28 protein-coding genes are annotated in these 25,884 nt (G+C 68.1%); 20 read left to right on the top strand and 8 right to left on the bottom strand.

What is annotated here, in order from left to right; genetic code table 11:
• Nucleotides 1-170 precede the first annotated feature (170 nt).
• The gene (locus LA521A_RS11590; RefSeq protein ID WP_281779061.1) at nt 171-1,094 is read right to left on the bottom strand and encodes a restriction endonuclease; all 924 of its coding nucleotides are present in this window, start codon (nt 1,092-1,094) and stop codon (nt 171-173) included.
• Between the two features lie 260 nt (nt 1,095-1,354).
• On the opposite strand from LA521A_RS11590, the gene LA521A_RS11585 reads away from it, so the two are divergent.
• The 12 genes from LA521A_RS11585 to LA521A_RS11530 all read left to right on the top strand — a co-directional run bounded on the left by LA521A_RS11585 (nt 1,355) and on the right by LA521A_RS11530 (nt 11,413).
• On the top strand, nt 1,355-2,500 hold the full coding sequence (locus LA521A_RS11585) for an SDR family oxidoreductase (protein WP_281779060.1): 1,146 nt from the start codon (nt 1,355-1,357) through the stop codon (nt 2,498-2,500).
• Between the two features lie 209 nt (nt 2,501-2,709).
• Complete coding sequence (locus LA521A_RS11580; protein ID WP_281779059.1) at nt 2,710-4,269, top strand: tetratricopeptide repeat protein; 1,560 nt, start codon at nt 2,710-2,712, stop codon at nt 4,267-4,269.
• A gap of 23 nt (nt 4,270-4,292) precedes the next feature.
• Nucleotides 4,293-4,427: a hypothetical protein gene (locus LA521A_RS11575; RefSeq protein ID WP_281779058.1), complete on the top strand. Its 135-nt coding sequence runs from the start codon at nt 4,293-4,295 to the stop codon at nt 4,425-4,427.
• The gene (locus LA521A_RS11570; RefSeq protein WP_281779057.1) at nt 4,421-5,152 is read left to right on the top strand and encodes a restriction endonuclease; all 732 of its coding nucleotides are present in this window, start codon (nt 4,421-4,423) and stop codon (nt 5,150-5,152) included. Before LA521A_RS11575 ends, LA521A_RS11570 begins: the two co-directional genes overlap by 7 nt.
• A 292-nt stretch (nt 5,153-5,444) precedes the next feature.
• On the top strand, nt 5,445-5,978 hold the full coding sequence (locus tag LA521A_RS11565) for a hypothetical protein (RefSeq protein ID WP_281779056.1): 534 nt from the start codon (nt 5,445-5,447) through the stop codon (nt 5,976-5,978).
• Nucleotides 5,978-6,520, top strand: coding sequence for a demethoxyubiquinone hydroxylase family protein (locus tag LA521A_RS11560; RefSeq protein WP_281779055.1), 543 nt, complete (start codon nt 5,978-5,980; stop codon nt 6,518-6,520). Before LA521A_RS11565 ends, LA521A_RS11560 begins: the two co-directional genes overlap by 1 nt.
• A gap of 75 nt (nt 6,521-6,595) precedes the next feature.
• Nucleotides 6,596-7,153 carry a DUF3228 family protein gene (locus LA521A_RS11555; RefSeq protein ID WP_281779054.1) on the top strand — a complete coding sequence of 186 codons (558 nt, stop codon included), beginning with the start codon at nt 6,596-6,598 and terminating at the stop codon, nt 7,151-7,153.
• Nucleotides 7,154-7,351: 198 nt separating this feature from the next.
• Nucleotides 7,352-7,612 carry a hypothetical protein gene (locus LA521A_RS11550; protein ID WP_281779053.1) on the top strand — a complete coding sequence of 87 codons (261 nt, stop codon included), beginning with the start codon at nt 7,352-7,354 and terminating at the stop codon, nt 7,610-7,612.
• Between the two features lie 113 nt (nt 7,613-7,725).
• On the top strand, nt 7,726-8,646 hold the full coding sequence (locus tag LA521A_RS11545; RefSeq protein ID WP_281779052.1) for a M14 family metallopeptidase: 921 nt from the start codon (nt 7,726-7,728) through the stop codon (nt 8,644-8,646).
• A 43-nt stretch (nt 8,647-8,689) separates the two neighbouring features.
• The gene (locus LA521A_RS11540) at nt 8,690-9,790 is read left to right on the top strand and encodes a Gfo/Idh/MocA family protein (RefSeq protein ID WP_281779051.1); all 1,101 of its coding nucleotides are present in this window, start codon (nt 8,690-8,692) and stop codon (nt 9,788-9,790) included.
• A 79-nt stretch (nt 9,791-9,869) separates the two neighbouring features.
• Nucleotides 9,870-11,054: a glycoside hydrolase family 18 protein gene (locus LA521A_RS11535; protein ID WP_281779050.1), complete on the top strand. Its 1,185-nt coding sequence runs from the start codon at nt 9,870-9,872 to the stop codon at nt 11,052-11,054.
• Between the two features lie 68 nt (nt 11,055-11,122).
• Nucleotides 11,123-11,413, top strand: coding sequence for a hypothetical protein (locus tag LA521A_RS11530; protein WP_281779049.1), 291 nt, complete (start codon nt 11,123-11,125; stop codon nt 11,411-11,413).
• A gap of 24 nt (nt 11,414-11,437) precedes the next feature.
• Here the strand turns inward: LA521A_RS11530 and LA521A_RS11525 are convergent, their stop codons facing one another.
• Nucleotides 11,438-12,070, bottom strand: a complete 633-nt coding sequence (locus LA521A_RS11525) for a DUF4136 domain-containing protein (RefSeq protein WP_281779048.1) — start codon at nt 12,068-12,070, stop codon at nt 11,438-11,440.
• Nucleotides 12,071-12,201: 131 nt separating this feature from the next.
• Between LA521A_RS11525 and LA521A_RS11520 the strand changes: the two genes are divergently transcribed.
• Complete coding sequence (locus LA521A_RS11520; RefSeq protein ID WP_281779047.1) at nt 12,202-12,906, top strand: hypothetical protein; 705 nt, start codon at nt 12,202-12,204, stop codon at nt 12,904-12,906.
• A gap of 460 nt (nt 12,907-13,366) precedes the next feature.
• Here the strand turns inward: LA521A_RS11520 and LA521A_RS11515 are convergent, their stop codons facing one another.
• On the bottom strand, nt 13,367-13,915 hold the full coding sequence (locus tag LA521A_RS11515) for a peroxiredoxin (RefSeq protein ID WP_281779046.1): 549 nt from the start codon (nt 13,913-13,915) through the stop codon (nt 13,367-13,369).
• Nucleotides 13,916-13,980: 65 nt separating this feature from the next.
• Nucleotides 13,981-15,000 (bottom strand): GGDEF domain-containing protein, encoded by a 1,020-nt coding sequence (locus LA521A_RS11510; RefSeq protein WP_281779045.1) that lies wholly within the window; start codon nt 14,998-15,000, stop codon nt 13,981-13,983.
• Nucleotides 15,001-15,079: 79 nt separating this feature from the next.
• Here LA521A_RS11510 and LA521A_RS11505 point away from each other — a divergent pair, with 79 nt between their 5' ends.
• From LA521A_RS11505 to LA521A_RS11495, 3 genes are all read left to right on the top strand, one after another.
• Nucleotides 15,080-15,886 carry an extensin-like domain-containing protein gene (locus LA521A_RS11505; RefSeq protein WP_281779044.1) on the top strand — a complete coding sequence of 269 codons (807 nt, stop codon included), beginning with the start codon at nt 15,080-15,082 and terminating at the stop codon, nt 15,884-15,886.
• A gap of 151 nt (nt 15,887-16,037) precedes the next feature.
• Nucleotides 16,038-16,211, top strand: a complete 174-nt coding sequence (locus tag LA521A_RS11500) for a DUF1328 family protein (protein WP_281779043.1) — start codon at nt 16,038-16,040, stop codon at nt 16,209-16,211.
• A 232-nt stretch (nt 16,212-16,443) separates the two neighbouring features.
• Nucleotides 16,444-17,352: a dienelactone hydrolase family protein gene (locus tag LA521A_RS11495; RefSeq protein ID WP_281779042.1), complete on the top strand. Its 909-nt coding sequence runs from the start codon at nt 16,444-16,446 to the stop codon at nt 17,350-17,352.
• A 45-nt stretch (nt 17,353-17,397) separates the two neighbouring features.
• Here LA521A_RS11495 and LA521A_RS11490 read toward each other — a convergent pair whose 3' ends face one another.
• Nucleotides 17,398-18,147, bottom strand: coding sequence for a hypothetical protein (locus tag LA521A_RS11490; protein ID WP_281779041.1), 750 nt, complete (start codon nt 18,145-18,147; stop codon nt 17,398-17,400).
• 217 nt (nt 18,148-18,364) lie between these two features.
• Between LA521A_RS11490 and LA521A_RS11485 the strand changes: the two genes are divergently transcribed.
• Nucleotides 18,365-18,853, top strand: coding sequence for a BON domain-containing protein (locus tag LA521A_RS11485; protein ID WP_281779040.1), 489 nt, complete (start codon nt 18,365-18,367; stop codon nt 18,851-18,853).
• Nucleotides 18,854-18,879: 26 nt separating this feature from the next.
• The gene (locus tag LA521A_RS11480; RefSeq protein ID WP_281779039.1) at nt 18,880-19,308 is read left to right on the top strand and encodes a VOC family protein; all 429 of its coding nucleotides are present in this window, start codon (nt 18,880-18,882) and stop codon (nt 19,306-19,308) included.
• 724 nt (nt 19,309-20,032) lie between these two features.
• Here the strand turns inward: LA521A_RS11480 and LA521A_RS11475 are convergent.
• Nucleotides 20,033-21,211, bottom strand: coding sequence for a serine hydrolase domain-containing protein (locus LA521A_RS11475; RefSeq protein ID WP_281779038.1), 1,179 nt, complete (start codon nt 21,209-21,211; stop codon nt 20,033-20,035).
• A 147-nt stretch (nt 21,212-21,358) separates the two neighbouring features.
• On the opposite strand from LA521A_RS11475, the gene LA521A_RS11470 reads away from it, so the two are divergent.
• Nucleotides 21,359-21,712: a YciI family protein gene (locus LA521A_RS11470; protein ID WP_281779037.1), complete on the top strand. Its 354-nt coding sequence runs from the start codon at nt 21,359-21,361 to the stop codon at nt 21,710-21,712.
• A 51-nt stretch (nt 21,713-21,763) separates the two neighbouring features.
• On the opposite strand, the gene LA521A_RS11465 is transcribed toward LA521A_RS11470, so the two are convergent.
• Nucleotides 21,764-23,161 (bottom strand): cation:proton antiporter, encoded by a 1,398-nt coding sequence (locus LA521A_RS11465; protein WP_281779036.1) that lies wholly within the window; start codon nt 23,159-23,161, stop codon nt 21,764-21,766.
• A gap of 731 nt (nt 23,162-23,892) precedes the next feature.
• Between LA521A_RS11465 and LA521A_RS11460 the strand changes: the two genes are divergently transcribed.
• On the top strand, nt 23,893-25,326 hold the full coding sequence (locus LA521A_RS11460) for a pyridoxal phosphate-dependent decarboxylase family protein (protein WP_281779035.1): 1,434 nt from the start codon (nt 23,893-23,895) through the stop codon (nt 25,324-25,326).
• 129 nt (nt 25,327-25,455) lie between these two features.
• On the opposite strand, the gene LA521A_RS11455 is transcribed toward LA521A_RS11460, so the two are convergent.
• Nucleotides 25,456-25,833: a response regulator gene (locus LA521A_RS11455; RefSeq protein ID WP_281779034.1), complete on the bottom strand. Its 378-nt coding sequence runs from the start codon at nt 25,831-25,833 to the stop codon at nt 25,456-25,458.
• Between the last annotated feature and the right edge of the window lie 51 nt (nt 25,834-25,884).

The following is a 25,884-nucleotide window of genomic DNA, read 5'->3' as shown; positions in this document are numbered from 1 at the left end:
CATTCTATTGCCTGGCACGTCACGACACGCTCGTTACAGCCGAACGGGCGATGGAACGCTGGATTCGACTAGCTCCGAGAGTGGAGCGCGAAAGTCCCCACGCAGTGGCGGACGCACCGGCGACTTCTTCTCCCGCATTGCGGGCTGCAAGTGCACCCTCATGCGACGCATCAGCGTGATCCTAAGGACGGCCCACGGGTCGTCGGGGGGCGTTTACGGGAGTTGAGACATGACGAAGAAGGACATCCACGTGGCGCCGCACAAGGACGGCTGGGCGGTAAAGAAGGAAGGCGGCGAGCGCGCCAGTTCGGTTCGACGAGCTCGATTGGAATGTGGCCGCGTGTCGATTGCTCGGATGCGTGCACCGCGCCGCGTTGAAACGGTGATGTGGACACGAAGAGCCCGTGCGCAAAGCCGCCCAGCGTGAGCGCGCCCAGAAATGCTCTTACCTGCTCCACCTCTATCGAGCGCCGCTGTCGTTTTACTTGCACTCCGATCTTCCTGTCGTCGCAGCCATACAGAACTACATCGATGCCTCCATCATTGGTGTACGCCGTCACCTCGGACCTGAACCCGATGTCTCTGAAAACGCTCGCTACTGTTTCTTCGTAGACCCGAGGATTCAACAAGTACCTTGATTCGTATCGCCTGCGTAGGAATTTCCTGACTTCTGTCAAAGGCTGATCGATGTCACTAGTGTCCAGCTCCATGAGGATCGAGGCGCAGACCAGGTACAGCAACCAAGCCTGGGAACCGGCAGCAAGGAGGATTGCCTTATCTATCGCTACCCACCAACCGCACATCGGGCAGATGTGAAGCGCCGACGTTCTGGCTGACATCTCACCGCGAAGCCTTAGATGGGGCTCAGCATTTGTGAAGCCCTCGCGTCGCAGGTAGTCGGCATTGGCCTCGTGGTGCTCGGCAAACTGCTGATAGCCGATTGGCCATCTCTCCTCGTCGCCGATGTATTCGAGTGCGCGGAAACCGCAATGAACGCATTCGACACTGTCGATGGGAATATTTCCGTACTTGTACGTCTCAAATCGAATATCAAAATCGGTATCGATGTGCAGCGGGGCCATGTGGTAGCGCATCGTGACGCTCCTATGTGCTGGCAGTTCGCGGCCTGAGCTTACCCCTTCGATTATCGATGCACGTGCATGCGGAACTGATGGGTCCACGCCATGGCTACGCGTAGAAAGGCACGATTCGCCGCCTTCTCGCGGAGGCGGGCCGTCAGCGCCCCCCGTGACTATCGACATTGCCGCCTTGGCGCCACGCACGTCTAAAGTCATATGAACGTGACAGAACGCCTGCCGCCCGGCGGGCCGCCCGCCCAACCAGGAGCCATCCGATGACGACCCGCCGTGACCTGCTCAAGTTCAGTGCGCTTGCCGCCGCTGCCGCGACGCTTCCGTCGTTCGCGCTCGCGGACGAGAAGGCCAAACCCGTGGGCCGCGCGAAGAAGCCGCTGGACATCCTCATCCTCGGCGGCACCGGGTTCACCGGGCCGTTCCAGGTGAACTACGCACTCGCGCGCGGGCACAAGGTGACGCTGTTCAACCGCGGCAAGCGGCCGTCGCCGGAGTGGCCGGGCGAGGTGGAGCAGCTGTTCGGCGACCGCAACACGGGCGACCTCAAGTCGCTGGCCGGTCGCAAGTGGGACGTGTGCATCGACAACCCGACCAGCCTGCCGTTCTGGGTGCGCGACGCCGGCAAGGTGCTGGCTGGCAATGTCGGGCACTACCTCTTCATCTCGACCATCTCCGTGTACGCCGACGGCAGCACGCCGGGCATCGACGAGGACGACGCGCTCGCCGTCTACAAGGGCCGTGACGCGATGGCCGAGACGCAGGACTCGCTGCGCGCCGACATCGAAAACCTCTACGGCCCGCTGAAGGCGCTGAGCGAGGCCGAGGCGCGCAAGCAGTTCGGCGAGCGCGTGACGATCGTGCGGCCCGGCTACATCGTCGGCCCGCGCGACGAGACCGACCGCTTCACTTACTGGCCGCATCGCGTCGCGCAGGGCGGCGAAATGCTGGTGCCCGGCGACGGCGCCGATCCGGTGCAGGTCATCGACGGTCGCGACCTGGGCGAATGGATGATCCGCCTTGCCGAAGCGGGCACGCTCGGCACGTTCAACGCCGTCGGCCCGGAGAAGCCGCTGACCATGGACGGCATGCTGCGCGCGTGCGAGCGCGCCACGGGCGGGAAGCCCAAGTACACCCACGTCACGCCCGAGTTCCTGGAAGAACAGAAGGTTGCCGAACTGCCCATCTGGGTGTCGCGCAAGGCGGGCCCGTTCGCCGGCTATGGCGCGGTGAGCAACGCGCGCGCGATCCAGGCGGGCCTGACGTATCGCCCGCTCGAAACCACCGTGACCGACCTGATGGCCTGGTTCCGCAGCCAGCCCGCCGAACGCCAGGCGACCCTGCGCGCCGGCATCACGCGCGAGCAGGAAGCGGCACTGCTCAAGGCGTGGCACGCGCGCAAGGCGTAGCGCACGGGGCATTTCGCCGCTACTCCGCGCGACGGCGGGTGACGGCACAAGGAACACCGACGCATGGCGCCGCGGCTGCCCGCGGCGCCTGAAAACCGCGGCGGCGCGCGCCAGCGCGAGCGATCGCCGGGCCGTCCGCACGCCCGGCGACCACCCCTGTCCACCGCTCCCCAACTGCGCTAGCGTTGCTGGCACAAAGGGGAGAAAACATGCCAGGGATCCGGATTGCCGTCGCAGGCGTCGCGCTGGGGAGCGCGATGCTGTTCCAGCCAACGCACGCCATGCCACCGCCGCCGCCCACCGTGCCGACGCCTGTCGCGCCGCCAGCGGAGTTCGCGGATTACATCGCGCAGGTCCGGCTCGCAGACGCGATGCCGGACGAGGAGGCGCGCTGCAACGCGCATCCGGACCTGCCCGGCAACCAGTGGCTTGCTGGCGCGGCGCAGGGCCGTTGCGCGATGTTGCGCGCGCCGGCGCTGACGCTCGACAAGATCGACTCGCTGCTCGCCACTCCTGCGGGCGTGGCCGCGCTGGAAAGCGGGTTCGCGGGGCTGCTGGATGCGCACTATCGCGATCCCGCCCAGCGCGACCAGATCTTCATCGCGGTGCGCGTGTTCGACAAAAGGCCGCGCGCCGGCGAAATCTCGCAGCGCTGGCTGCAGGCAGCGCCGGAAAGCGCATTCGCGAAGTTGGCGGCCGGTGCGCACTTCGCCGCGGCCGGGTGGAGCGAGCGCGGCACCGCGGTCGCCTCCCGGACGTCGCCCAGGCAACTGGAGCGCATGCACGGCTATTTCGCCCAGGCCATCCCGCTGCTCACGCAGGTGCTGGAAATCGAACCGCGCCTCACCCCTGCCTGCACCCGGCTCAACGCCATCGGGCGCCAGAGCTCGGATGCACTGGAGACGTTCGCGGCCACGCACTGTCGGAAGACCGATCCCGACTCGTACTTCGTCGAAGGCGAACTGATCCGCGCGGCCGAGCCGCGATGGAGCGGGTCGCACGAGGCGCTGGAGCGCGCGGTCGCCTTCGCTGCCTCGCGCACGGAGCACAACCCGGCGCTCGGCGTTTTCCTCGGTGATGCGGCGGGGTACGAGGCGTCTGCGGCGGACAGCCACGGTGAGGTAGTCCAGACGCTGGTGGCCGCCGCGAACATGGGGCCGAACCCGACGCTGTTGGCCGATGCCGGCAGTGGCTACTGGGACATCCGCCAGCACTGGCTGGCGGTCGTGTATTACTCGCAGGCGCTGCGATTCGAGCCGAACGACGCGTGGAACCGCTATGCGCGCGCCGGCCTGATGACCGACCACTTCCGCGATTACGACTGGGCGCGTTCGGACATGCGCATCGCCCTGCAGAAGGAACCGGACGAACCCAGGTTCCTCCTGCTGATGGGGGACATCGCCCGCGTGACGGAAACGAGTGCGGCCGCGCGCGATTACTACCGGCGCGCGATGGAGGGCGATTCGCGCGGCGAGGCGATGCTCCGGTATTGCCAGACGTTCCTGACTCCGATGATGCCGAAGGAAGCGGATGCCTGTACGCACGATCTGGTGACGGAGTTCGCGAACTCCGCATCGGCCTGGCTCACCCGCGCGCGGGCGTTGGCCCCGCACGATGCCGATGCCGCGTTGGCGGCGCTGGAGCAGGTGAAGGTCCTGGCCGACCCGCAGAAAAGTTTCGATCGGCGAACGGTGGTCCGCGCACAGGAACTCGAGGAAGAACTGAAGGCGCGGTCTACGCAGACGCCTGTGCGACCCGCGGGCAGATAGTCGTGCGTGCGTGGGTGCCGATCATGCGCTGCAGCAGCCCGCGATGTTTCGGTCGCGCGGCGCTGCCGATATCGTGCGACGTGCTGCAGGAATCGGCCGCGCAGCGCCGCGATTGGCTGGCGAGCACGTTCGCACTGATCGCGGAGGCCGCATGCTGAAGCCCGTCAGGAACCGCCGCAGCGACGCCCTCTCGCGCGTCGGCTGGGATCAGCTCGAAGCGCTGCTCGCCTCGTACTACCGCAGCGAGGGCTACGACGTCGAACACGTCGGCACGGGCGCCACGGCGGCGAAAACCGACGGCGGCATCGACCTGAAGCTTCGCCGCGGCGAGCAGTTCGTCATCGTCCAGTGCAAGCACTGGAACGCGATGAAGGTGCCGCACAACGCCGTGCATGAGCTGCTTGGGCTGATGGTGAATCACGGCGCAACCGGCGCGATCCTCGCGAACAGCGGCGAGTTCACGAAGGCCGCCATCGAGGCCGCGCAGAAGCTCGGGCATGTGCAACTGATCGATGGCGACGAATTACGGATGATGCTCGGGCCGATCCGCGAGCCCGCGCCGGCGTTCGAGGTCCGCATCGGTGCGACCGATGGCATGCCCGCCGCCGTTGCGCGACGCGTCGGGGAGCGCCTGCTGTCGGCTGCCGAGGATCGCATTCGTTACGGCACTGCGGGGCGGGGGCGACGCGCCGGCGCGCGCAGCCTCATGGCCATGTTCGCGGTGAAGATCGCAGCTGCGCTGGTCTTTCTTGCGTTCATGGCGTTCATGACGCAGTACATCGTGCGGACGCTACAGAGCACGCTCGCCCCGACGGTACCGCGTGCCACGGTGGTGCCGGTTCGCGCGGCGACGCCCCAGACGGTGTCGCAGCCGTCCAGGTGACAGGCAGTCAAGTCGATCCTTGTAGGGAGGTCGTGGATGCGCCGTCAGGCACCTGGATCGACCACTGCGCTCGGACGACGCAACAACCGCCAGCCAGATCCAACCGCGAACAACAGCGCAGAGCGGAGGAAGCGATGAAGGTCATCGCCGACTCCACTCCGGAGCTGTGAACGTCGGGCACATCCACTCACGACCAAGCGCAGGGGGCGTCATGGACGGAGCAGGGCAAGGGGAATCGCAACCTACGCAATCGATAAGGGAAGCAACGCCCATCGACGTACCGCCCGACCTGTTGCGGCAGTACACCTACCTGGGCGACAAGTGCGACAGCTATTCGCGCAGTTCGTTCGAGGATTTCGGGCTGTTGTTCTCGACCGGCGCGATGGCCGCGTGGGTGCCGGTGTCGGCGCAGTTTCCCGCGGCCGCGCTCGGCCGATGGGCGCCGCTGACGGGCTTCGTCGCCATCCTGTTCTTCATCGCCATCGTCGGCACGCGAACGCTCGCCAAGCAGGCGCTGGTGCAGTACTACCTCTCGCACATCGCGCGCGTCGAGGCGAGCATCGCGCAGCGACTCGCGCCCGCTGACGCGGACGCCTTCGCCTTCGCGCGCCGCTGGCCGCAGTGGCAGGCGGCACATTACGAACCGCTGATGCAACGCTTCCTGCTGTTGTTCGCGCTGTTCCTGTCGACCGTGCCGATCGTCGCGTTGTGGCTCGGCTCGGGGTTCACGCAGGCGGCGATCTACGCCGGTTGCTTCCTCATCGCGGGCGGCATCTACGCCTCCGCGGCGGGCAGGCTGCGCGGCGCCGCGATGGGTGACGCCTGATGGAACTGGTGGAAGAACGGGTGAGCATCACCGACCTGGGCAGCCGCATCCTCAAGGTCAACCATGCGGGCGAATTCGGCGCCATCTCGATCTACACCGGCCAGATCGCGATGGCGCGGCTGCTGGCGCCGGAACTCGTGGCGGAGCTGATCGAGTTCCGATCGCACGAGCGGCGTCATCGCGAGATCTTCGGCGCCGAACTCGCCACGTGCGGACGCCGGCGCTGTCGCGGCTACTGGCTGTGCGGCCTCGGCGGACTGACGCTGGGATTGATGACCGGCGTGCTTGGCAAAGCGGCGATATCGGCCACGACGGTCGCCGTCGAGAGCGTCGTGCTCCGTCATCTGGAGCACCAGTTGGTCCTGTTGCGCGGCGTGGACGCGGCCGCGGTGGACGCCATCAACGCCATCGCCGAAGAGGAACGCGCGCACCACGACCAGGCCGCGACGCATGTGGACCAGCGCGGCGTGCTGTATCGCGTGCTGCGGCCCATCGTGTCGTGCGCCACGCAGACGGTGATCTGGCTGGGGATGAAGCTCTGAGCGTCGCCTCGCGCACGCTGGGCGAAACGCGCGCCATCGCGGAATAATGCCGCTTTCGCGCACTCGCCTCGCCCCATGACCATCGTCCTTACCGACTTCGCCCGCCCACGCCTGTTCCCGCGCGAGCCGCGGCGCAACACGATCCAGGACTGCACGCCGGAGCAGTTCGAACGCCATCTCAACGACGTGCCGCCGCTGAAAGTGCTCGACGGCTACGCGCCGTTCTGCAAGCTGCACGTGCATCGCAACTGGACGTCGACCAAGTGCCTGGCGGTGCCGATCACCGACGCGAACCGGCACCTGCTGCGGACCGACTACGACGCGCGCACGCGCGATGAGCTCCCCGTGCTGGTGCGCTGGTTCGAAGGCTTGGAACCGCCCGTGGCCGAATACCTCATCGTCATCCTCTACAGCCGCGAGCAACTGGCCAAGGAAGGTACCGACATCGACGCCGACTGGGGCGTCGTCGGCTGCATGTATACCGCCGAGCCGGAGGAAACACCGATGGCGCCCATCACCATCATGCGCAACGCGCTCGGCGTGGAAGAAGGCGGCTCCGGCGTGCGGCTGGACCGCGACGCGTACCTGCGCAGCGTGGCGTTCTGGCGCACGCACGCGAACTGGCGCGGCTGACGGATTCGCGCCTGTAGCCCGGGTAAGCGAATCGCATCCGGGTGGTGCGTACGGGCCCGCGCTGCAAACAACGCGACGCACGTCACGCCCCGCAACACCCGTCAGCCACCTTTACGCCCGTCTTACCCCTTCTTCACTCTCGCCGCGCCATCGCTCACCTCGAAATGCCTGCGTTCACCACGAACACAGGAGATCGACATGAGGAAGTCAGCCACCATCAGCGTGATGTCGCTCGCGCTGCTCGCATCGGGCGCGGCCATGGCGGCCATCACGCACGTGTCCGGCTCGGGCATCAGCTACGACCCGGGCATCGCGCTCGAAGCCGCACGCGCCGATGCCGTATCCAGGTGCAGCGCGCAGGGCGGCGAGCCGATCGAGGAGGTCTACAACCACCTCACGCGCGCGAACCAGTGGATCGCCAGCTCCGTCTGGTCGTGCGAGGTGCCGGACGCACCGTAGGGCGCTGCCATATTGCCGACGCCGCGCCCGCCGTATGGCGGGCGTTGCGCATGCGGCATGGCGAATGTCCCGATGCTAGAGTCCGCGTTCACCCCAAGCACCGAGCATCGCGCATGAACCACACGGCCCCGTATCCCATTGGCACCTCCGGCACGCCCTGGGGCGCGGCGGAGAAAGCGCAGTGGCTCGCCTCGCAGGTGCGCCGTCGCAGTTATGCCGACGAAGTGGTCGCCGCGGTGGACGGATTGCGCTCGACGTTCGACGTCGTCGAATACGGCACCGTGGAATACGGCGACGAACGCTTTGCGCTGCTTGCCATCCGCAGCCGCGACTGGAACGACGCCTTGCCGGTCGCGCTCGTCACCGGCGGCGTGCACGGCTACGAAACCAGCGGCGTACATGGCGCGTTGCAGTTCGTGCGCGAGCATGCGGCCGATTTCGCCGGCCGCGTGAACCTGCTGGTCGCGCCGTGCGTGAGTCCGTGGGCGTACGAGCGCATCCATCGCTGGAATGCGAACGCCATCGACCCGAACCGTTCCTTTCGCGACGACAGCCCCGCGCAGGAATCGGCGGCGCTGATGAAGCTGGTCGCGCCGGTGCGCGATCGCGTGCTGGTGCACATCGACCTGCACGAAACCACCGACACCGACGAGTCCGAGTTCCGCCCGGCGCTCGCCGCGCGCGATGGCAAGCCGTTCGAACCCGATGGCATTCCCGACGGCTTCTACCTCGTGGACGACAGCGAGAACCCGCAGCCGGAATTCCAGAAGGCCGTGATCGACGCGGTATCGAAGGTCACGCACATCGCGCCGGCGGACGCGCAGGGCCGCATCATCGGCTCGCCGGTGGTGGCGCCGGGCGTGATCGAGTATTCGCTGCGCAAGCTTGGGCTGTGCGCCGGCATCACCGACGCGCGCTACAAGACCACGACCGAGGTCTATCCCGACAGCCCGCGCGCGACGCCGGAACAGTGCAACACCGCGCAGGCCACCGCCGTTTGCGCCGCGCTGGAGTACGCGCTGGCGCATCCGTAATTCCATCGCATCGCATGACCGGTCGACCCCTCGAGACGCCACCATGCCCAATCCGCATCGCCGCAGGTTCCTCGCCGAAACCGCCATCGCGCTGGCCGCCGCGCCGTTCATCAGCACCAGCGCCACGCGCGATAAATCGCGGCAGTCGCGCAAACTCGGCGTCGCGATCTGCGGGCTGGGACGACTGAGCGAGAACCAGATCGCGCCGGCGCTGATGAAGACGCAGCACTGCCGGATCGCAGGCATCGTCACCGGCACGCCGGCGAAGGCGGCGGCGTGGCAGGCGAAGTACGGCATCGCCGACGGCAGCGTGTACTCGTACGACACGATGCATCGCATGGCCGACAACCCGGACATCGACATCGTCTACGTCGTGACGCCCAACGCGTTGCACGCGCCGCACACCATCGCCGCGGCGAAAGCCGGCAAGCACGTGTTCTGCGAGAAGCCGCTGGAAATCTCGGTCGAACGCTGCCAGTCGATGATCGACGCCTGCCGCAGCGCGGGCCGCCTGCTCGGCACGGCGTACCGCTGCCAGTACGACCCGCATCATCTGGAATGCATCCGACTGGTGCGCGAGGAAGTGTTCGGCAAGCCGACGATCGTGCAGACGGGCTTTGCGATCGACGTGGGCGATCCGACGCAGTGGCGCCTCAAGCGCGACCTCGCCGGTGGCGGCGCGCTGATGGACGTGGGCATCTACGCGCTGCAGGCCACGCGTTACCTCACCGGCGAAGAACCCGTGCTGGTGTCGGCGATCGAGACGAAGACCGACCCGATGAAGTTCGCGCAGGTCGACCAAACCATGGTGTGGACGACGAAGTTCCCGAGCGGGGTCGTCGCGTACTGCAGCACCAGCTACCAGGCCGGGCGCATCCAGAACCTGCGGGTGAACGCCGAGCGCGGCTGGTTCGAGCTCGACCCGGCATTCTTCTACGACGGCAACCACGGGCGTCGCAGCGACGGCAAGGAAATCCGCTTCCCGGAGATCGACCTGTTCGCCGCGGAAATGGACGATTTCGCCCGATGCATCCTCGAGAACCGCCCCACGAAAGTCCCGGGCGAGGAAGGCCTGCGCGACGTGCGCATCATGCAGGCGATCTACGAGTCGGCGCGGACGGGCAGGGCGGTGACGCTGACGTAGGCGCGTTTCGCCGAACCTGCAGCGAAGCGTGCAGTCGGCTCGTTGCGGTATCGTTCGTCACCCCCAACGAGACGCCTGCATGCTTCGCCAACGCCTCGCCGCCGCCGCCATCGTCCTGTCCGCCTTCGCCGCGCCGGTGTTCGCCGCCGAACCGATCATCGGCGCGTATTACCCGGGCGGAAACGCCGCGCGGTATCCCGTGTCGAACATTCCCGCCGACACCGTCACGCACCTGTTCTACGCCTTCGCGCGCATCGAGGACGGCCGCTGCGTGGTGGACGCCGACGCGCCGGCGCGTTTTGGCGAGCTGGCCGCGCTGAAGAAGCAGCATCCGAAGCTGCGCAGCATCATTTCGATCGGCGGCTGGGAAGCGGGCGGTTTCTCCGATGCGGCGTTGACGGACGAGAGCCGGAAGCGCTTCGTGTCCTCGTGCTTGGCGATGTTCTTCGATACGCATCGCGGCAGCTTCGACGGCGTGGATCTGGACTGGGAATTCCCGGTGTACGGCGGGCCGAAGGAAATCGCCGCGCGGCCGGAGGATCGCGAAAACGCAACGCTGCTGGCGAAGGAATTCCGCCGCCAGCTCGACGCGAAGGCGAAGCAGCGCGGGCAGGCATACCTGCTGACCGCGGCACTGCCGGCCGGTCGCATGCAGTCGGCTGGACCCTACGATCCGGCGAAGAGCTACGACCTCAAGGCGCTGGGCGAGGTGCTCGATTTCGTCAACCTCATGAGTTACGACATGGGCACCGCGTTCTCGAGCGTGTCCACGTTCAACGCGCCGCTGCGCGAAGTGCCGCAGGATCCGCTGCCGCCGGAGCTTCGCCGCGCGAACAACGTCGAAGGCGCGGTGGATTTCTACCTGCAGCATGGCGTGCCGGCCGACAAGCTGGTGCTGGGCGTGCCGTTCTACGGTCGCGGCTTCCGCGTGAAGCGGGCCGCGAACAACGGCCTGTACCAGCCGTACACCGAGCCCTATGCCGCCGGCGACTGGCGCGACATCCAGTCCAAGCTGCTGAAGGATCCCCGGTGGGTCCAGCATTGGCACGACGTCGCGCAGACGCCGTACCTGTTCAATGCCGACGAGAACATCTTCGTCAGCTACGAGGACGCGAAATCCATCGCGCTGCGCTCGCAGCTGGCGAAGGAGCGCGGGCTGCGGGGCGTCTTCATGTGGGAGATCACCGGCGACGACGACCAGCGCAGCCTGTTGAAGGCGATGGTGGCGCCGTTCGAGGCTAAGGGCGCGACGCCGGCGCGGTGAATCGCATGTGAAGCCGCACTCGCCGCAGCGGGCGCACAATGGCGCACCCCGCGAGCGAGGCGGCTTCCATGGCACATCCGACCGACGACACGGCGACGTTGCAGGCCCTGCTCGATCGCCTGGTGAAGTTCCGCCTGCCGCGCGCGATGGCGCTGAAGCAGCGCGTCGATGCGGGCGAGCGCATGAGCGATGCGGATATCGCCTTCATGAAGGAATCGCTGGAAGACGCGCAGGACGGGCAGCACTTCGTCGCGCGCAATCCGGAGTTCCACGCGCTCGGCGCGCAGCTGGTGCAGCTCTACGAGGAGATCGTGGAGAAGGCGACGGAGAACGAGAAGAAGGCGGCGGACGACGCGTGATGCGTCGTCCGCGTTCCGTCGACGTTACTTCGCCGGTGCGCGCGGCAGCGACGCGAGCGTCTGCGTGGCGACGGCGTCGAGGTTCAACTTGCCCGAGTCCTTCGCCTTGATCGAACCGCGGTAGAGCGCGCGCCACAGCACGCGGATGTCGGCGGGCTGGATCACTTCGACCTGCAGGCCACCCTCGACCGTATCGACGGTGTGCACCTTGAACGTCGGCACGCCCTCGGCGCCCTTCGACAGGATCTGCGAGCAGCCGTACGGGCCGCATTCCATGGCGCTTTCGCGCACCACGCCGCCCTGCTGCATGCGCTCGGTGACGCTGGTCTGCTGCACGTCCTGCACGCCGACACGGTAGGCGACGGCCAGGTCGGCCTTGCGCACATCGTCGATGCGGCGATAGCCCTTGGCCTGCAGCGCCTTGTCGAGCGACGCCTGGAGGCGCGTGCGGAAGGCGGGATCCTGCGCGCGCTTGTCGAGTTCGGCCTGCAGTCGCGCGGGCATCGGCACCCAGGCGTAGGTCGATCCGGGGAGCGTGCTCGCGCCTTTGGATACTTCGACCTGCGCCGTGGGCTGCTTGCGCGATTGCGCGGGCGCGGACGGCGCGAGGAGGGCGAGCAGCGTGCCGCAGACGAGCGCGAAGGCGAGCGTTCTCATGGTGCGTCCCCGACCGGAAGGTGGCGCCACTGTGGTGGCCGGTGCATTAGGACGGCGTGAGGCGGGCCCGGCCGTCCACGGCGCGCCCGCGGACGATGCGCTAGGTTGCCTGCATCGGCGAAGGAGGCGGCATGCGCAACCTGGATTTCAGCTCGTGGCAGGCGGTGCTGTCGACGCTGGTCGGACTGGCGGTGATCACGCTGATCGGCGTGGGCATCCGCCTGATGTTCATGCAGATCGTGCAGGCGCGGCGCGAGCGCGAGAACCGCCAGATCAACGAACGCCTGCGCACGTTGATCGCCGCGTACAAGACGCTCGGCGGCTCGTTCACGGGCGATCTTTCGGTCGATCCCACGCACCTGCGCGACGTGCAGCGGCGTGGCGGCACGGCCGGCGTGGAACCGGGCAATGCGGAGCTCGCGTGGCCGAGTTCGGACCGCTCGCGCCGCATCCGCGATGCGGTGGAGGCGGCGCTGTCGGACATCCTGCTGCTGGGCACCGACGAACAGGTGCGGCTGGCGGCGCGCGCGGCGTCGGAACTGGTCGCGGGCCGGCCGGTGCACACGGCGGAGCTGGTCGTGTCGCTGCGCGACTTCATCCGCGGCGTGCTCGACCTGGAGCCGGTGCCGGCGAACCTCGACCTGCCGAAACAGGGACCTAGTCGGCCGTCGTCGTCGTCGAAGGGAAAGGGCGAGGGCGGTCGCGAGGAAGGAAAGCAGGGCGGCCGCGGCGGCGGGATGGGCGGTGGCGGAATGGGCGGCGGGCTCGCCGCGGGCGGGCTCGGGATGGGGCTGGGTGCGGGGCTTACGGATGAGGCGGAGGAGGGTGGGCGGTAGGCGTAGCGCTGTACCGCCCAGACCGTTCAACGCACCCGCTCGTTACCCCTCCCCCCAACCCCTCTCCCGGTGGGAGAGGGGCTCAAGACGCAAGCATCGCTCTTCGTCATTCCAGCGAAAGCTGGAGCCCATGTTGCTTTGCGCGGGGCGTGTGTCTTGGAGCAGACGCGCAGCGCTGTACCGCCGCGGCCGTTCAGCGCATCCGCTTCGTTACCCCTCACCCCAACCCCTCTCCCGGTGGGGGAGGGGCTCAAACGCAGGCATCGCTCTTCGTCATTCCAGCGAAAGCTGGAACCCATGTTGCTTTGCGCGGGGCGTGTTCCTTGAAGCAAACGCGCAGCGCTGTACCGCCGTGGCCGCTCAGCGCCTCCGCTTCGTTACCCCTCACCCCAACCCCTCTCCCGGAGGGAGAGGGGCTTATGACGGCTCGACGTCGATGACGAGTGCAGTACCAACCCGCTTACTTCTTCTCCAGCGCCGCCACCGCGTCCAGCGTCTCCTTCACGTGCTTCTGCGGATTGAGGTCCGAATAGACGTGCGAGATCGTGCCGTCCGGTGCGATCACATACGAGGTGCGATCCGACCACTCCGGCTTCTTGGCGAGGATCGCGTCGTACTTCGTGGCGATCTTCGCGCCGGTGTCGGCGGCGACGGGGAACTTGCCGCCGCAATGTTCGGTGGACTTGGAGAACGCCGCGAGCTGGTCGGTGTTGCCGGCGGTGATGCCGATCACCGTGGCCTTTTCGGCCTTGAACTTGTCGATGGCCTCGGAGAACAGGTGCGCCTCCAGGTTGCAGCCCGGGGTGAAGGCAGCCGGGAAGAAATACACCACGACCGGGCCCTTCTTCAGCGCATCGGACAGCTTGAACGTGAACGGCTCGCCGGCGAGGTACGCCGGCGCGCTGAAGTCGGGCGCCTTCGCGCCGGCCTTCAGCGCGGCAACGGCGGGCGCGGCCAGCGCGACGGTGACGACGAGGCCGGCGACGGCCTGCTTCAACACTTGTTTCATGACGCGCTCCAGTACGGACGGGTGTCCATACGATACGGGTTTCGCGTGACGCGGGCCGCCGCCGGTCAGGCGCTCGCGCGCGCCGGCACCTTGCGTGCGCGCTTGACCGCATACATCGCCGCGTCGGCACGGGCGATGAGGGCGTCCGGGTCCGGCTGGTCGTCCCCGGCGACCACCGCGCCGACGCTGGCGCCGTCGTAATCCACCACCACGCGGCCCAGGTCGAAGGTGCGGCGCGTCGCCGCGGCCAGCCGCTCGCGGAAGGCTTCGACGCGGTCCGGCCCTTCGACGTGCGCCACCGTGCCGACCACCACGAACTCGTCCCCGCCCAGGCGCGCGGCGAAGTCGTCGGCGCGCAGGGCGCCCTGCAGCGTGCGCCCGATCGCCGCGAGGAAACGGTCGCCCGCTTCGTGGCCGTGGCGGTCGTTGATGGCCTTGAAGCCGTCCAGGTCGATGAAGGCCACCACCAGCGATTCGTGCTGGCGCTGGCAGTGCGCGATGCGGCGCGTGAGTTCGGCCATCAGCGCACGACGGTTCGGCAGGCCCGTCACGGTATCGACCAGCGCGCTCGCGGCCAGCGCCGCGTTGGCTTCCTGCAGGCGGTCGACCAGGCGTTCGCGCTCCAGCTGCTGGCCGATGAGGCGCGAGAACATCTGCAGGGCGCGCTGCGCGTCCTCGGGCATCGGCAGCGGGCGCGCACTGGCGGCGCACAGCGTGCCGTAGAGCGAGCCGTCCTCCAGCCGCACCGGCGTGCTGACGTAGGTCTGGATGCCCAGCGCCCGCGCGGCATCGGAATCGCCCCAGCGCGAGGGCACGTCGCTGGTGTAGGTGCAACCTTCGTCCAGCGCACGCTGGCACAGCGTGTCCGACCACGGCACGGTGAGCTGCTCGGGCACCAGCAGGCGCTGCGTGTTTCGGGCGAACAGCACGTGCTGCACGCCGGCGTCGGCGTCCACGGAGGTGAGGTAGGTCGATTCCATGCCGGTCAGCGTTTCCAGCACTTCCAGCAGCGGCCGTACCAGCTCCTCCAGCGAGCGCGCGCCGGCCACCGCGTCGGCGATGCGGGCGAAGGGGAGGGCGGTCACGGAGGCATTGGCGGTTTCCATGCGCGCATTATCGGCCGACTGGCCGCGGTATTGACTCCCCATCGCCGACAATCGGGCGATGTCGAATCCCTCGCCGAACCCCACGCCCAATCCCTCGCCGGCCCCGCACCGCAGCATCATCGGGCGCGTGCTCTGGCTGGTGCCGGTCCTCGCCGCGATGGGCTTGGCGTGGGCGCTCTGGTCGGGCCGCCTCCGCGTGCCGGAGGCCTGGAATCCATGGGCGCCGCTGCGCATCGACGCGCCCCCGGACCTGCTCACGCGTTTCAAGCTCGACCGCGCGGTCGCCGACCGCGTCGCGTGCCAGGCGGCGCTCGCGCAGGCCGACATGCGCCTGTCGCCGGTGGACGACCGCGTCACCGGCGAGCACTGCGGCTTCGCCAATGCCGTGCGCATCCAACGCACGAGCGTGGCGGTGGGATCGGACTTCACCCTGAGCTGCCGCACGGCGTTGTCGCTGGCGATGTGGGAACGCCACGTGCTGCAGCAGGCCGCGCAGGCGAACCTCGCATCGCGCGTGGTGCGGATCGAACATCTGGGGTCGTACGCGTGCCGCAACCTCTACGGCGAACAGGGACGCCGTCGCAGCCAGCACGCCACCGCCGACGCGCTGGACGTCGCGGGCTTCGTGCTGGACGACGGACGACGCGTGCGCGTCGTGTCGGACTGGCGTTCGTTGCCGACCACGCCGGATGCCGCGGACGCCGATGCCTCCGGTGCGCAGCGCGATGCGGATGAAGCCCGCTTCCTGCGCGCGGTGCACGACGGTGCGTGCGACTACTTCGACGTCGTGCTCGGGCCGGACTACAACCGTGCCCATGCGGATCACTTCCACTTCGATCGCGGCGCATATCGCGCTTGCCGATAACGCAAGCCGTGCGACGTCGCCGCATCCGGGCTTGCCGCTGGAACGCGTTGCCCGGCTTTCTTCCCGCACCGCAACACGCGGCTTCGCTCACGCCAGAACGACAACGTCGCGACTACCGTCGTTCGCAACGAAGTTGCACGGAGCTGTTTCCATGTTGAAGTGGGCCATCATTTTCGCGGTCATCGGCCTGATCGCCGGTGCGCTGGGTTTCACCGGCGCCGCCGGTGCGGCCATGGGCATCGCCAAGCTGCTGTTCTGGGTGGGCCTGGTGATAGCCGTCATTCTTTTCATCTTGGGCGTGACCATCGCCAAGAAGGTGACGTAAGTCGCCACCGCCGCCGGTGCGTGGGGCATCGGCGGCGGTCTTTTTTCGACAGTGCGCCTGTCGTACCGCCCCGGTCAGTGGGCGCCGCTTTCGACACGCACCGGCCTTCGATGGCTCCCTGTTCGACCCGGTCCGTCGCGCCAATCCCTCCGGTCGCCTCACGATCCGCACGGCGTCACGCGTTCGCCGTTATCCTCGCCGGCACGTTCCGACCCCTGCCGCGGAGGTTCCCATGGCCGACACGCCACGTCGCAAGGCCAGCGACTTCGATCCGGAAGTAATGCGTCTGTTCGACCAGTACGTGCACGGCGTCATCGATCGCCGCGGGTTCCTGACCGGTGCCGCGCGTTTCGCGGTCGGCGCGGCCGGTGCCGCCGGGCTGCTCGCCGCCCTCACGCCGAACTTCGCCGCGGCGCAGCAGGTCAAGCCCGACGACAAGCGGCTGGTCGGCAAATACCTGGAATTCCCCTCGCCGCAAGGCTACGGCACCGCGCGCGGCTACCTGGTGCGTCCGGCGAAGAAGAGCGGCCCGCTGCCCGTCGTGCTGGTCGTGCACGAGAACCGAGGGCTCAATCCGCATATCGAGGACGTGACGCGTCGCCTCGCGTTGGAGGGCTACATCGCCTTCGCGCCGGATGCGCTGTTCCCGCTCGGCGGCTATCCGGGCGACGAGGACAAGGCGCGCGCCGAATTCGCCAAGCTCGACCAGGCGAAGACGCGCCAGGATTTCATCGCCGCCGCGAAGATGCTGCGCACGATCGACGGCGGCAACGGGCGCCTGGGCGTGGTGGGCTTCTGCTACGGCGGCGGGATGGCGAACTTCCTCGCCACGCAATTGCCGGACCTCGACGCCGCCGCGCCGTTCTACGGTGCGCCCGCACCGCTGGAAGGCGTGCCGAACATCAAGGCCCGCATGCTCGTCGTGCTGGCGGAGAACGACGAACGCGTCAACGCGGGCTGGCCCTCGTACAAGGCCGCGTTGGACGAGGCGGGCGTGAAGTACGAGCTGTTCCAGCCGCCGGGCACGCAGCACGGTTTCAACAACGACACCACGCCGCGTTACGACCAAGCCGCCGCGCGCGAGGCATGGAAAAAGACGCTCGCGCTGTTCGACCAGACGCTGCGCAAACCCGCGGCGTGAGGCAGTTATCGCCGCATCGCATGACGCGATGCGGCGATCGACTTTTCAGAGTTTCGCCGTCGCCGCTGACGTTTCGCCCGCGGCGATGGGGGCATCCTCGAACCACGACGCATACGCGGGCGCGACCAGCGACCGCAGTTCGCTGCCCGCGACTTCGACTTCGTCGCCTGCGTCCGTGCGGAAACGCAGGCCGGCGATGCGGCCGCTCGAATTGAAGCGCGGCACGAACACGCGTTGCATCGCGCGTCCGGCGGCGGGCGCGGCGAGCGAAGCCGATTCGTTACGCTGCAACTGGCGGATGTCGTCGTGCAACCGCGCCCATGCGGCGGGATTGGGGATCATCTCATCCGGCGAGAGCAGGCGGTTTTCTGCCGGGAGCCACAGGAACACCGTGCGATCCGGGCGGCTCGCCGCGCCGCCGGTATACAGCTCCTCGTCGGCCGTCACCACGAACATGCGCGCGGCGTCGGCCACGGTGCTGAACCGCAACGTGAGTTCGAACGGCACCGTCGGGCGCGGCGTGGTTTCCAGCGCCGCGGCAAGTGCGGCGCGACGTGCCTGCGCGTGCGCGACGAGCAGCTTGGCGAGCGCGGGATAGCGCTCGAGCCCCGGCGGATAACTGATGCCGACGATCGCGTGCGCGTCGCGTTCGAACACGTCCTGCGGCGCGACGAACGGCTCCGGTGCGGGCGTCGTCGTCGCGATCGCGTCTTTCGGCGGTGCATGGGCGCGATCGCATGAGGCGAGAAGGACAACCGCGAGACACACGAACGCGGCGACGGAGAGGCGCGACACGGCGCGCGAGCGGAAAGGGTTCGGCACGGCGGCGAAGGCAGCGGAGGGCGCCGAACGTTAGCAACGCCGCTGCGTGCGATCTCTCGGAATCCTCCGAAAATCCGCGGGGTTGGAGCGATCGCCCCGTTAAGCTTGCAGTCGGTGGTTCTTCGCGCTGTGTTTCGGTGCGTTCTGGCAGGGTGGGGCTCCGCGAGCCAACCGAGTCGAGGTGACCACCATGCATGAACGATCCACGCGCACCGTCCTGGGCACGCTGACCAGCGCCGCGCTGGCCTTCGCTGCCGGCGCCCTCGTGATGTACCTCATGGATCCCAACACCGGCCGTCGCCGCCGCGCCATCGTGCGCGACCGCAGCGTGTCGATGCGCCACGACGCCGAGCGCTACGTGCGCGGCAAATCCAAGCGCGCCGCCGACCGCCTGCGCGGCGTGGCCGCACGCACGCGTGCGAGCCTGGCGTCCGAGCCGATCGACGACGACCTGCTGCACGAACGCATCCGCGCGCGTCTTGGTCGGCTAGTCGGGCATCCGCACGATGTCGAAGTGCACGTGCGCGACGGCCGCGTGCAGTTGAAGGGCCACGTGGCGGAAGAGGAGTTCCATGACCTTCTGCACACGGTGTCGTCGATGCGCGGCGTGCAGAATCTGGAAAGCCTGCTGCGCACGACCTCGCAGTCGTCGTTGTCGCAGTCTTCCGCGCCGCACTGAGCGCACCACGCCACAGGGACGGGACCATGGAAACCCAGGAACTCCACCGCGGCCGGTTGATCGACCACCTGCAACTCGTGGTGCGCGATCTGCCCGCGAGCCGCCGCTTCTACGACGCCGTGTTCGACGTGCTCGGTGTGCCGCTCGGCGGCACGATGGACGATGCGTTCTGGTACGACGAGTTGTTCGTCTCCACCGCGCAGAGCGAAGCGGCGCAGGGCGAGTTGACCGGCCGCCACCACCTTGCGTTCCAGGCGAAGGATCGCGCGGCGGTGGATGCGTTCTACCAGGCGGCGCTCGCTGCCGGGGGCCGCGACAACGGCAAGCCGGGCGAGCGGCCGTACCATCCGGGCTACTACGCGGCCTTCGTGCTCGACCCCGACGGAAACAACATCGAAGCGGTGTACCACGGCGAGCACAAGCGCAGCGCGGCTTCGGTGAAGGTGACGTTCTGAGGCTTCGGCCCGTCTTCGAGCGGGCGCTGATGTTGCGTGCTGCGTAGCGCTGCTGGCTGCGCAAACGCGGCCTGCTTCTAGCCCCTCTCCCACCGGGAGAGGGGTTGGGGTGAGGGGCAACGGAGCGGTTGTGCTGACCAGTCCTTGCGGTACAGCGCCGCGCGCTGGCTATAGTTGCGAACGGGCACGGCGCAAAAATGGGCTCCAGCTTTCGCTGGAATGACGAAGTGGCGCTGATGACGAGACGGCGCGGACAGCGTGACGGCCTGGGTCCCGGCCTTCGCCGGGATGACGTTTTTGCTTGGGTGCCGGCTTTCGCCGATGACGTTTTGCGGCGCCTCGTGCTGCTCGCACCGCTTAGCGTTCCGGGCCTCGACGACGACCAAACGCAGTAGCGCGCTTGAGCCCCTCTCCCACCGGGAGAGGGGTTGGGGTGAGGGGTAACGAAGCGGTTGCGGCGACCTGTTTCGCGGAACAGCGCTGCGCTGTTGTTCTTCGTCACGGAACAGCGCAAAGCAGATGGGTTCCGCTGGAATGACGAAGCGGCCCGGATGACGAAGTGGCGCTGATGACGAGATGACGCGGACAGCGTGACAGCCTGGGTCCCGGCCTTCGCCGGGATGACGGTTTTGCGGGGGTCCCGGCCTTCGCCGGGATGACGGACTGACGTGCCGCGATCGCCGTCATCCGACGACCCAACAATCCACCTTCCCAACCCATCCGCTCACTTCACCCGCGCCGCCAGCACCTTCCCGATGAACGTATCGAGCGCATCGCCGCGATCGATCCAGCGCACGACGATCAGTAGGTCGTTGTCGCGGTCGATGTAGACGATGTTCTGGCCGTTGCCGCGGAACGTCACGCTGCTTTCCGGCGCGGACGGCAGCGATTTGCGGCCGGTATTGAGGAACCAGTTGCAGTAGCCGTACTCCGGGTTGTCGGTGCCCGGCGTGCGCGCCTTGGCGATCCATTCGCGCGACACGATCTGCTTGCCGTCCCAGCGGCCATCGCGCAGGAACAGGTAACCAAACCGCGCCAGATCCCACGCGTCGATGAACATGCCGCCGCCCCAGTGGCCGCCGCCGGAGACGGACTGCATCTTCTGGCCGTCGAGTTCGACCCACGAATTACGGTAGCCGTGCCAGCGCCATCGCGTGCTCGCGCCGATGGGCTCCATCACGTTCTCGCGCAGCACCTCCGTCAGCGGCCGACGCCACACCTGCAGCGCGGCGAGCGCGAGCACGTTCACGCGCACGTCGTTGTACATGTAATGCGTGCCGGGGACGTGGCGCTCGCGGTTCGGCCACTGTTCCGGCGGGCCCGACGGCCGGTCGCCCCAGTCCGGCTTGCCCCACAACGTGCCCTGCCAGTCGCTGGTCTGGCGCAGCAGGTGGTCCCAGGTGATCGGCGCGTTGTGTCCGGAAGCGAACAGGTCGACGTCGCGCGGCATGTAATCGGCGACGCGGTCGTTCGTGTCGCGGATCAGCCCACGCTGCCACGCCACGCCCACCACCGTGCTCAGGAAGGTCTTGGTGACGCTGTGGCTCATGTCGACGGCGCGCGTGTCGCCGAATTCGGCCACCACCCTGCCGCGATGGACGATGATGCCGTTGAGCGGCGCACGCACCGCGGTCGGGCCGATCTGCCCTTCGAAGAACGGCTCCTTCGCACCGAAACTCTGCGCGAGCGAGACGGACTGGTCGCGCGGCTCCTTCGCCTCGTGGGCGATGGCGTAATCGACCGCCTCCTGCAGGCGCTTCGGGTCGAACCCCGCCTGTGCCGGCGTCGCCCGGGCCCAGTCGCCGCGCGGCGGGAAATAGCCGCCCTGCGCGAAGGCCGGCGCGGCCAGCAGCAGCCACAACAGGAGGAAGGCACGGGCGTGCAGGGCGGCGGGTCGGGTCATCGGGCGCGTCGCGTGTGGCAAGGGAATCGCCGCAGCATACCGGCCGGCCCGCCGCGAGACTTCGACGCGATTTGTCGATTCCGCACGGCCGGGCTCGTCGAGTCACTGAAGGGCGCACTTCCGCGCCCGCGAACCGAAGGAGATCTCATGCGTTTCATGTCCCTGATCCGAGTCGACGAGAACACCGGCCAGGTGCCGAGCCAGCGGCTCATCGACGAGATGACCGTGCTCATCGGCGAGATGCGCGCCTCCGGCAAGCTCGTCGACACCGGCGGCCTGCAGCCCACCTCGAAGGGCCGCCGCGTGAAGCTGCACAACGGCAAGCTGTCGAAGATCGACGGCCCGTTCGCCGAAGCCAAGGAAGTCGTCGGCGGCTACGCGATCCTGGAGGCGGCCGACCTCGACGAGGCGACCGAACTCACGCGCCGCTTCGTCGCCATCCACGGCGACGAGTGGAACATCGAATGCGAGGTCCGGCAGATCGAGGAGCCCGGCGTCTGATTCGACGCCTTGGCGGCGGTCGCGGAATGCCCGCGCCGCCGCAACGGTGCGTCAGCGGCGTGCGCGGCGTTCGATGAGGTCGAGCAGCGGGCCGGTCATGGCGGTAGTCACCAGCGCCATGATCACCAGCACGGCGAAGAGGCGGTCGCCGATCAGGCCCATCTCGTAGCCGAGGTTCAGCACGATCAACTCCATCAGGCCGCGCGTGTTCATCAGCGCCCCCAGGCGCATCGCGTCGGTATTGGGCATGCCGGCGCTGCGTGCGGCCAGCCACGTGCCCACGCCTTTGCCGATCGTCGCCACGGCGATCACCACCACGCCGAGCAGCAGGTCCGACGCCTGCCAGCCGTCCACGCGCAGGCGCAGGCCGGTCATCGCGAAGAACAGCGGCAGCAGCAGCGAGATCGCGAACGGCTCCACGCGTTCGACCAGCAGGTGCCGCAGGCGCGCGTTGCCCGACACCGCGATGCCGGCCAGGAACGCGCCGAACAGCGCATGGATGCCCAGCGCCTCGGTCACCAGCGCGCACAGCAGCGCGAGCAGGAGCAGCCCGATGAGCGCGCGGCCTTCGCGTTCGACGGGGATCTCGCGGCGCGTGATCCACGGCCGCGCGAACGCCAGCACCGCGACGGCGAACAGCAGCGTGCCGGCAAGGCTCACCGCGGCCATCGTCCAGCCCGTGGCCTGCACGGTGGCGACGATCACCGCGAGCAGGCACCACGCGCTCGCGTCGCCGAGCGCGGCGCAGGCGATCGCGATGCGGCCCATCTGCGTCTGCGTGATGCCGCGGTCGGACAGGATGCGCAGCAGCACCGGGAAGGCGGTGATCGCCAGCGACACGCCCATGAACAAGGCGAATCCCGCGAAGCCGACGCCGGGCGGTGCGTGTTCGGCGAACAGGAACAGCGCGAGCAGCACGCCGCCCAGGAACGGTAGGGCGATGCCGGCATGGCTGACCAGCAGCGCGAATCCGCGACGCCCGTTGAGGCTGGACAGGTCCAGCTCCGCGCCCGCGACGAACAGGAACATCAGCACGCCCAGCTGGCTCACCATGCCAAGCGCGCCGAGGCTTTCGGGCGCGAACAGCCAGCCCTGCACCTGCGGCGCGACGGCGCCGAAGAGCAAAGGACCGAGCAGCAGGCCGGCGGCCATTTCGCCGATCACCGCCGGCTGGCCGAAGCGTTTGAGCAGCCAGCCCGCGCCCTTGGCCACGCACAGCACGACGAGCAGTTGCAGCAGGAAGCGCGCGAGCGGCGTGGAAAGGGGGCCGTGCGCGGCGGCGTTTGCGCCCGGGGCGGGAGCGGTCGGCGCGGAGGAGAGGGTTTCTGCCAGCGGCAATTGCACCCCGTGGCGCGACATCGCCACCGCCGCGACCAGCGGGACCACGACCAGCAACAGGTAACGCCACGGAAACTTGGGTTGCATGCGCTGCGGGTGTGGCACGTCCATGGGCGCTCCGGAGGCGATGCGGGGACTATAGCGGGAGTTGGGGGCGGGTCGGTCCTGTTCGGCTGAAAGCCTATCCTCTGCCGTCATCCCGGCGAAGGCCGGGACCCAGGCTGTCACGTCATCCGATTCATCCCGTCATTCGATCCACTTCGTCATTCGACTCATCCCGTCATTCCAGCGAAAGCTGGAACCCATCTTGATCTTCGGTTCTGCTTGGTTCTCGAAGAAGCAACACCGCAGCGCTGCATTGCCAAACCGGTTCAACGCTGCCCCTCCGTTGCCCCTCACCCCAACCCCTCTCCCGGTGGGAGAGGGGCTCAAAGCCGTCATCCCGGCGAAGGCCGGGACCCAGGCTGTCACGTCGTCCGATCCATCCGTCATCAATCCATACCGTCATCTGACGCATTCCGTCGTCCCACTATCTCGTCATTCCAGCGAAAGCTGGAACCCATTTTGATTATCGCTTCCGCTCGGGCCGCGAAGAAGCAACACCGCAGCGCTGCATTGCCAAGCCGGTTCAACGCAGCCCCTCCGTTACCCCTCACCCCAACCCCTCTCCCGATGGGAGAGGGGCTTGAAGCCGTCATCCCGGCGGACGCAGTGAAAGGGCCACCCTCGACGGAACCGGGCCCAAAGCCCTACAACGCCCGCCGCTCCATTCCACGCCGTCTTAACCGCCGCGCCGCGGCGCGCGCCTATGCTTCGGCCTCTTCCCGGTGGAGTCGCGCGCCATGGCCATCGATCCGCTCCCCACGAGCCTGTTCCAGTCCGCGGTCTTCGACGAATACCTCGACAACGCGCGTGCCCACGCCGGGGAGTACCTGCGCCGGTTACCCGATCGCCATGTCGGCGCACGCGCGAGTCGCGATGAACTGCTGACGGCGCTGCGCATCGCGCTGCCGGAGCAGGGCGACGAAGGCGGCGAGGTGATCGACCTGCTCGCCGGGCAGGCCGAACGCAGTGCGGTCGCGTGCAACTCGCCGCGCTATTTCGGCTTCGTGGTGGGCGGCGCGTATCCGGTCGCGCTGGCGGCGGACTGGCTGGTGTCGACGTGGGACCAGAACGCCGGCATCTACGCGATCTCGCCGCTGGTTTCGGTGCTGGAGGAAGTCGCCGGGCAGTGGCTGCTCGACCTGTTCGACCTGCCGCGCGAGAGCGGCGTCGGGTTCGTCACGGGTTGCCAGATGGCGAACTTCACCTGCCTTGCGGCCGCGCGGCACCACATGCTGCGCCGCGCCGGCTGGGACGTCGAAGCCGACGGGCTGCAGGGCGCGCCGCGGCTGCACGTCGTGGCGTCGGCCGAATCGCACGTCACCATCGACGTGGCGCTGCGTTACCTCGGCCTTGGCACGCGCTCGGTGCATCGCGTGGAAACCGACGCGCAGGGACGCATGAACGTCGATCGCCTGCGCAAGGTCGTCGCGTCGATCGAAGGGCCGATGATCGTCTGCGCGCAGGCCGGCAACGTGAACACCGGGGCGTTCGATCCGCTGCGCGAGGTCGCCGACGTGGTGCGCGAACGCGGCGCGTGGCTGCACGTCGATGGCGCGTTCGGGTTGTGGGCGCGTGCGAGCGACTCGTTGCGCGGTCTCGCCCAGGGCATCGAACTGGCCGATTCGTGGGCGACCGACGCGCACAAATGGCTCAACGTGCCGTACGACTGCGGCGTGGCGATCGTGCGGCACGCGCAGGATCACCGCGATGCGATGACCTCGGCCGCGCCCTACCTGATCCAGACGCGCGGCGCCGAACGTGATGCGGTCGACTGGGTGCCGGAGTTCTCGCGGCGTGCGCGCGGCGTGCCGGTATACGCGACATTGCGCGCGCTCGGCCGCGGCGGCGTGCAGGACCTCATCGACGGAAGTTGCGCGCGTGCGCGGCAGATGGCCGACGCGTTACGCGAGGCCGAAGGCGTAAGCGTGCTCAACGAGGTCGTCCTCAACCAGGTGCTCGTGCGATTCGGCGATGACGACGACCTCACCCGCGCGGTGATCGACGGCGTGCAGCGCGACGGCACGTGCTGGCTCGGCGGCACGACGTGGCAGGGGAAGGGCGCGATGCGGATTTCAGTGTCGAACTGGGCGACCACGCAGGACGACGCGGAGCGGAGCGTGGCGGCGATCCTGCGCGTGTTCCATTCGCTGCGTCGCGATGTGGCGGTGTAAGCGCCCGGATTTCTGAAACGCGACCTGCTCCTGTAGCCCGGGTTAGCGGAGCGCCACCCGGGAGCTAGCGACGTATCACCCCGGATGCGCTTCGCTTATCCGGGCTACCACAGCGGGCGCCGACAACGTTCACCCCACCCGCGCCATATGCGAATTCAACTCGCGCACCAGCTCGGCGAGCCCGACGGGTTTGCGGCAGCGCGGGATGTCGCCGTACATCGCCGGTAACGCGCTGTCGTCGTAACCGGTGAGGAAGAGCATGGGGACGCCGCGATCGCGCAGCGCTTCGACCACCGCGAAGGACGTCTCGTCGCCGAGGTTCACGTCCAGCAGCGCGCCGTCCAGGGTCGTCGCCTGGGCGATGCCGCGCAGCGCGCCCTGGACGTCGGGGTAGGGGCCGACGATCGTCGCGCCTTCCAGCTCGAGCGCCTCCTGCAGGCCCGAGGCGAGCAGGTAATCGTCCTCAACCAGCAGCAGGCTGAGGCCGCGGAGGCCAGCATCGTGCATGGGGTCTCTCCTCGGACGTGCCTGCATTGTTGGCGACGAAAAGTTAATGTG

Source organism: Lysobacter auxotrophicus (assembly GCF_027924565.1).
GTDB classification, from domain to species: domain Bacteria; phylum Pseudomonadota; class Gammaproteobacteria; order Xanthomonadales; family Xanthomonadaceae; genus Lysobacter_J; species Lysobacter_J auxotrophicus.
The sequence above is the reverse complement of the archived record's forward strand: the minus strand, read 5'-3'. Positions and strand labels throughout refer to the sequence as shown.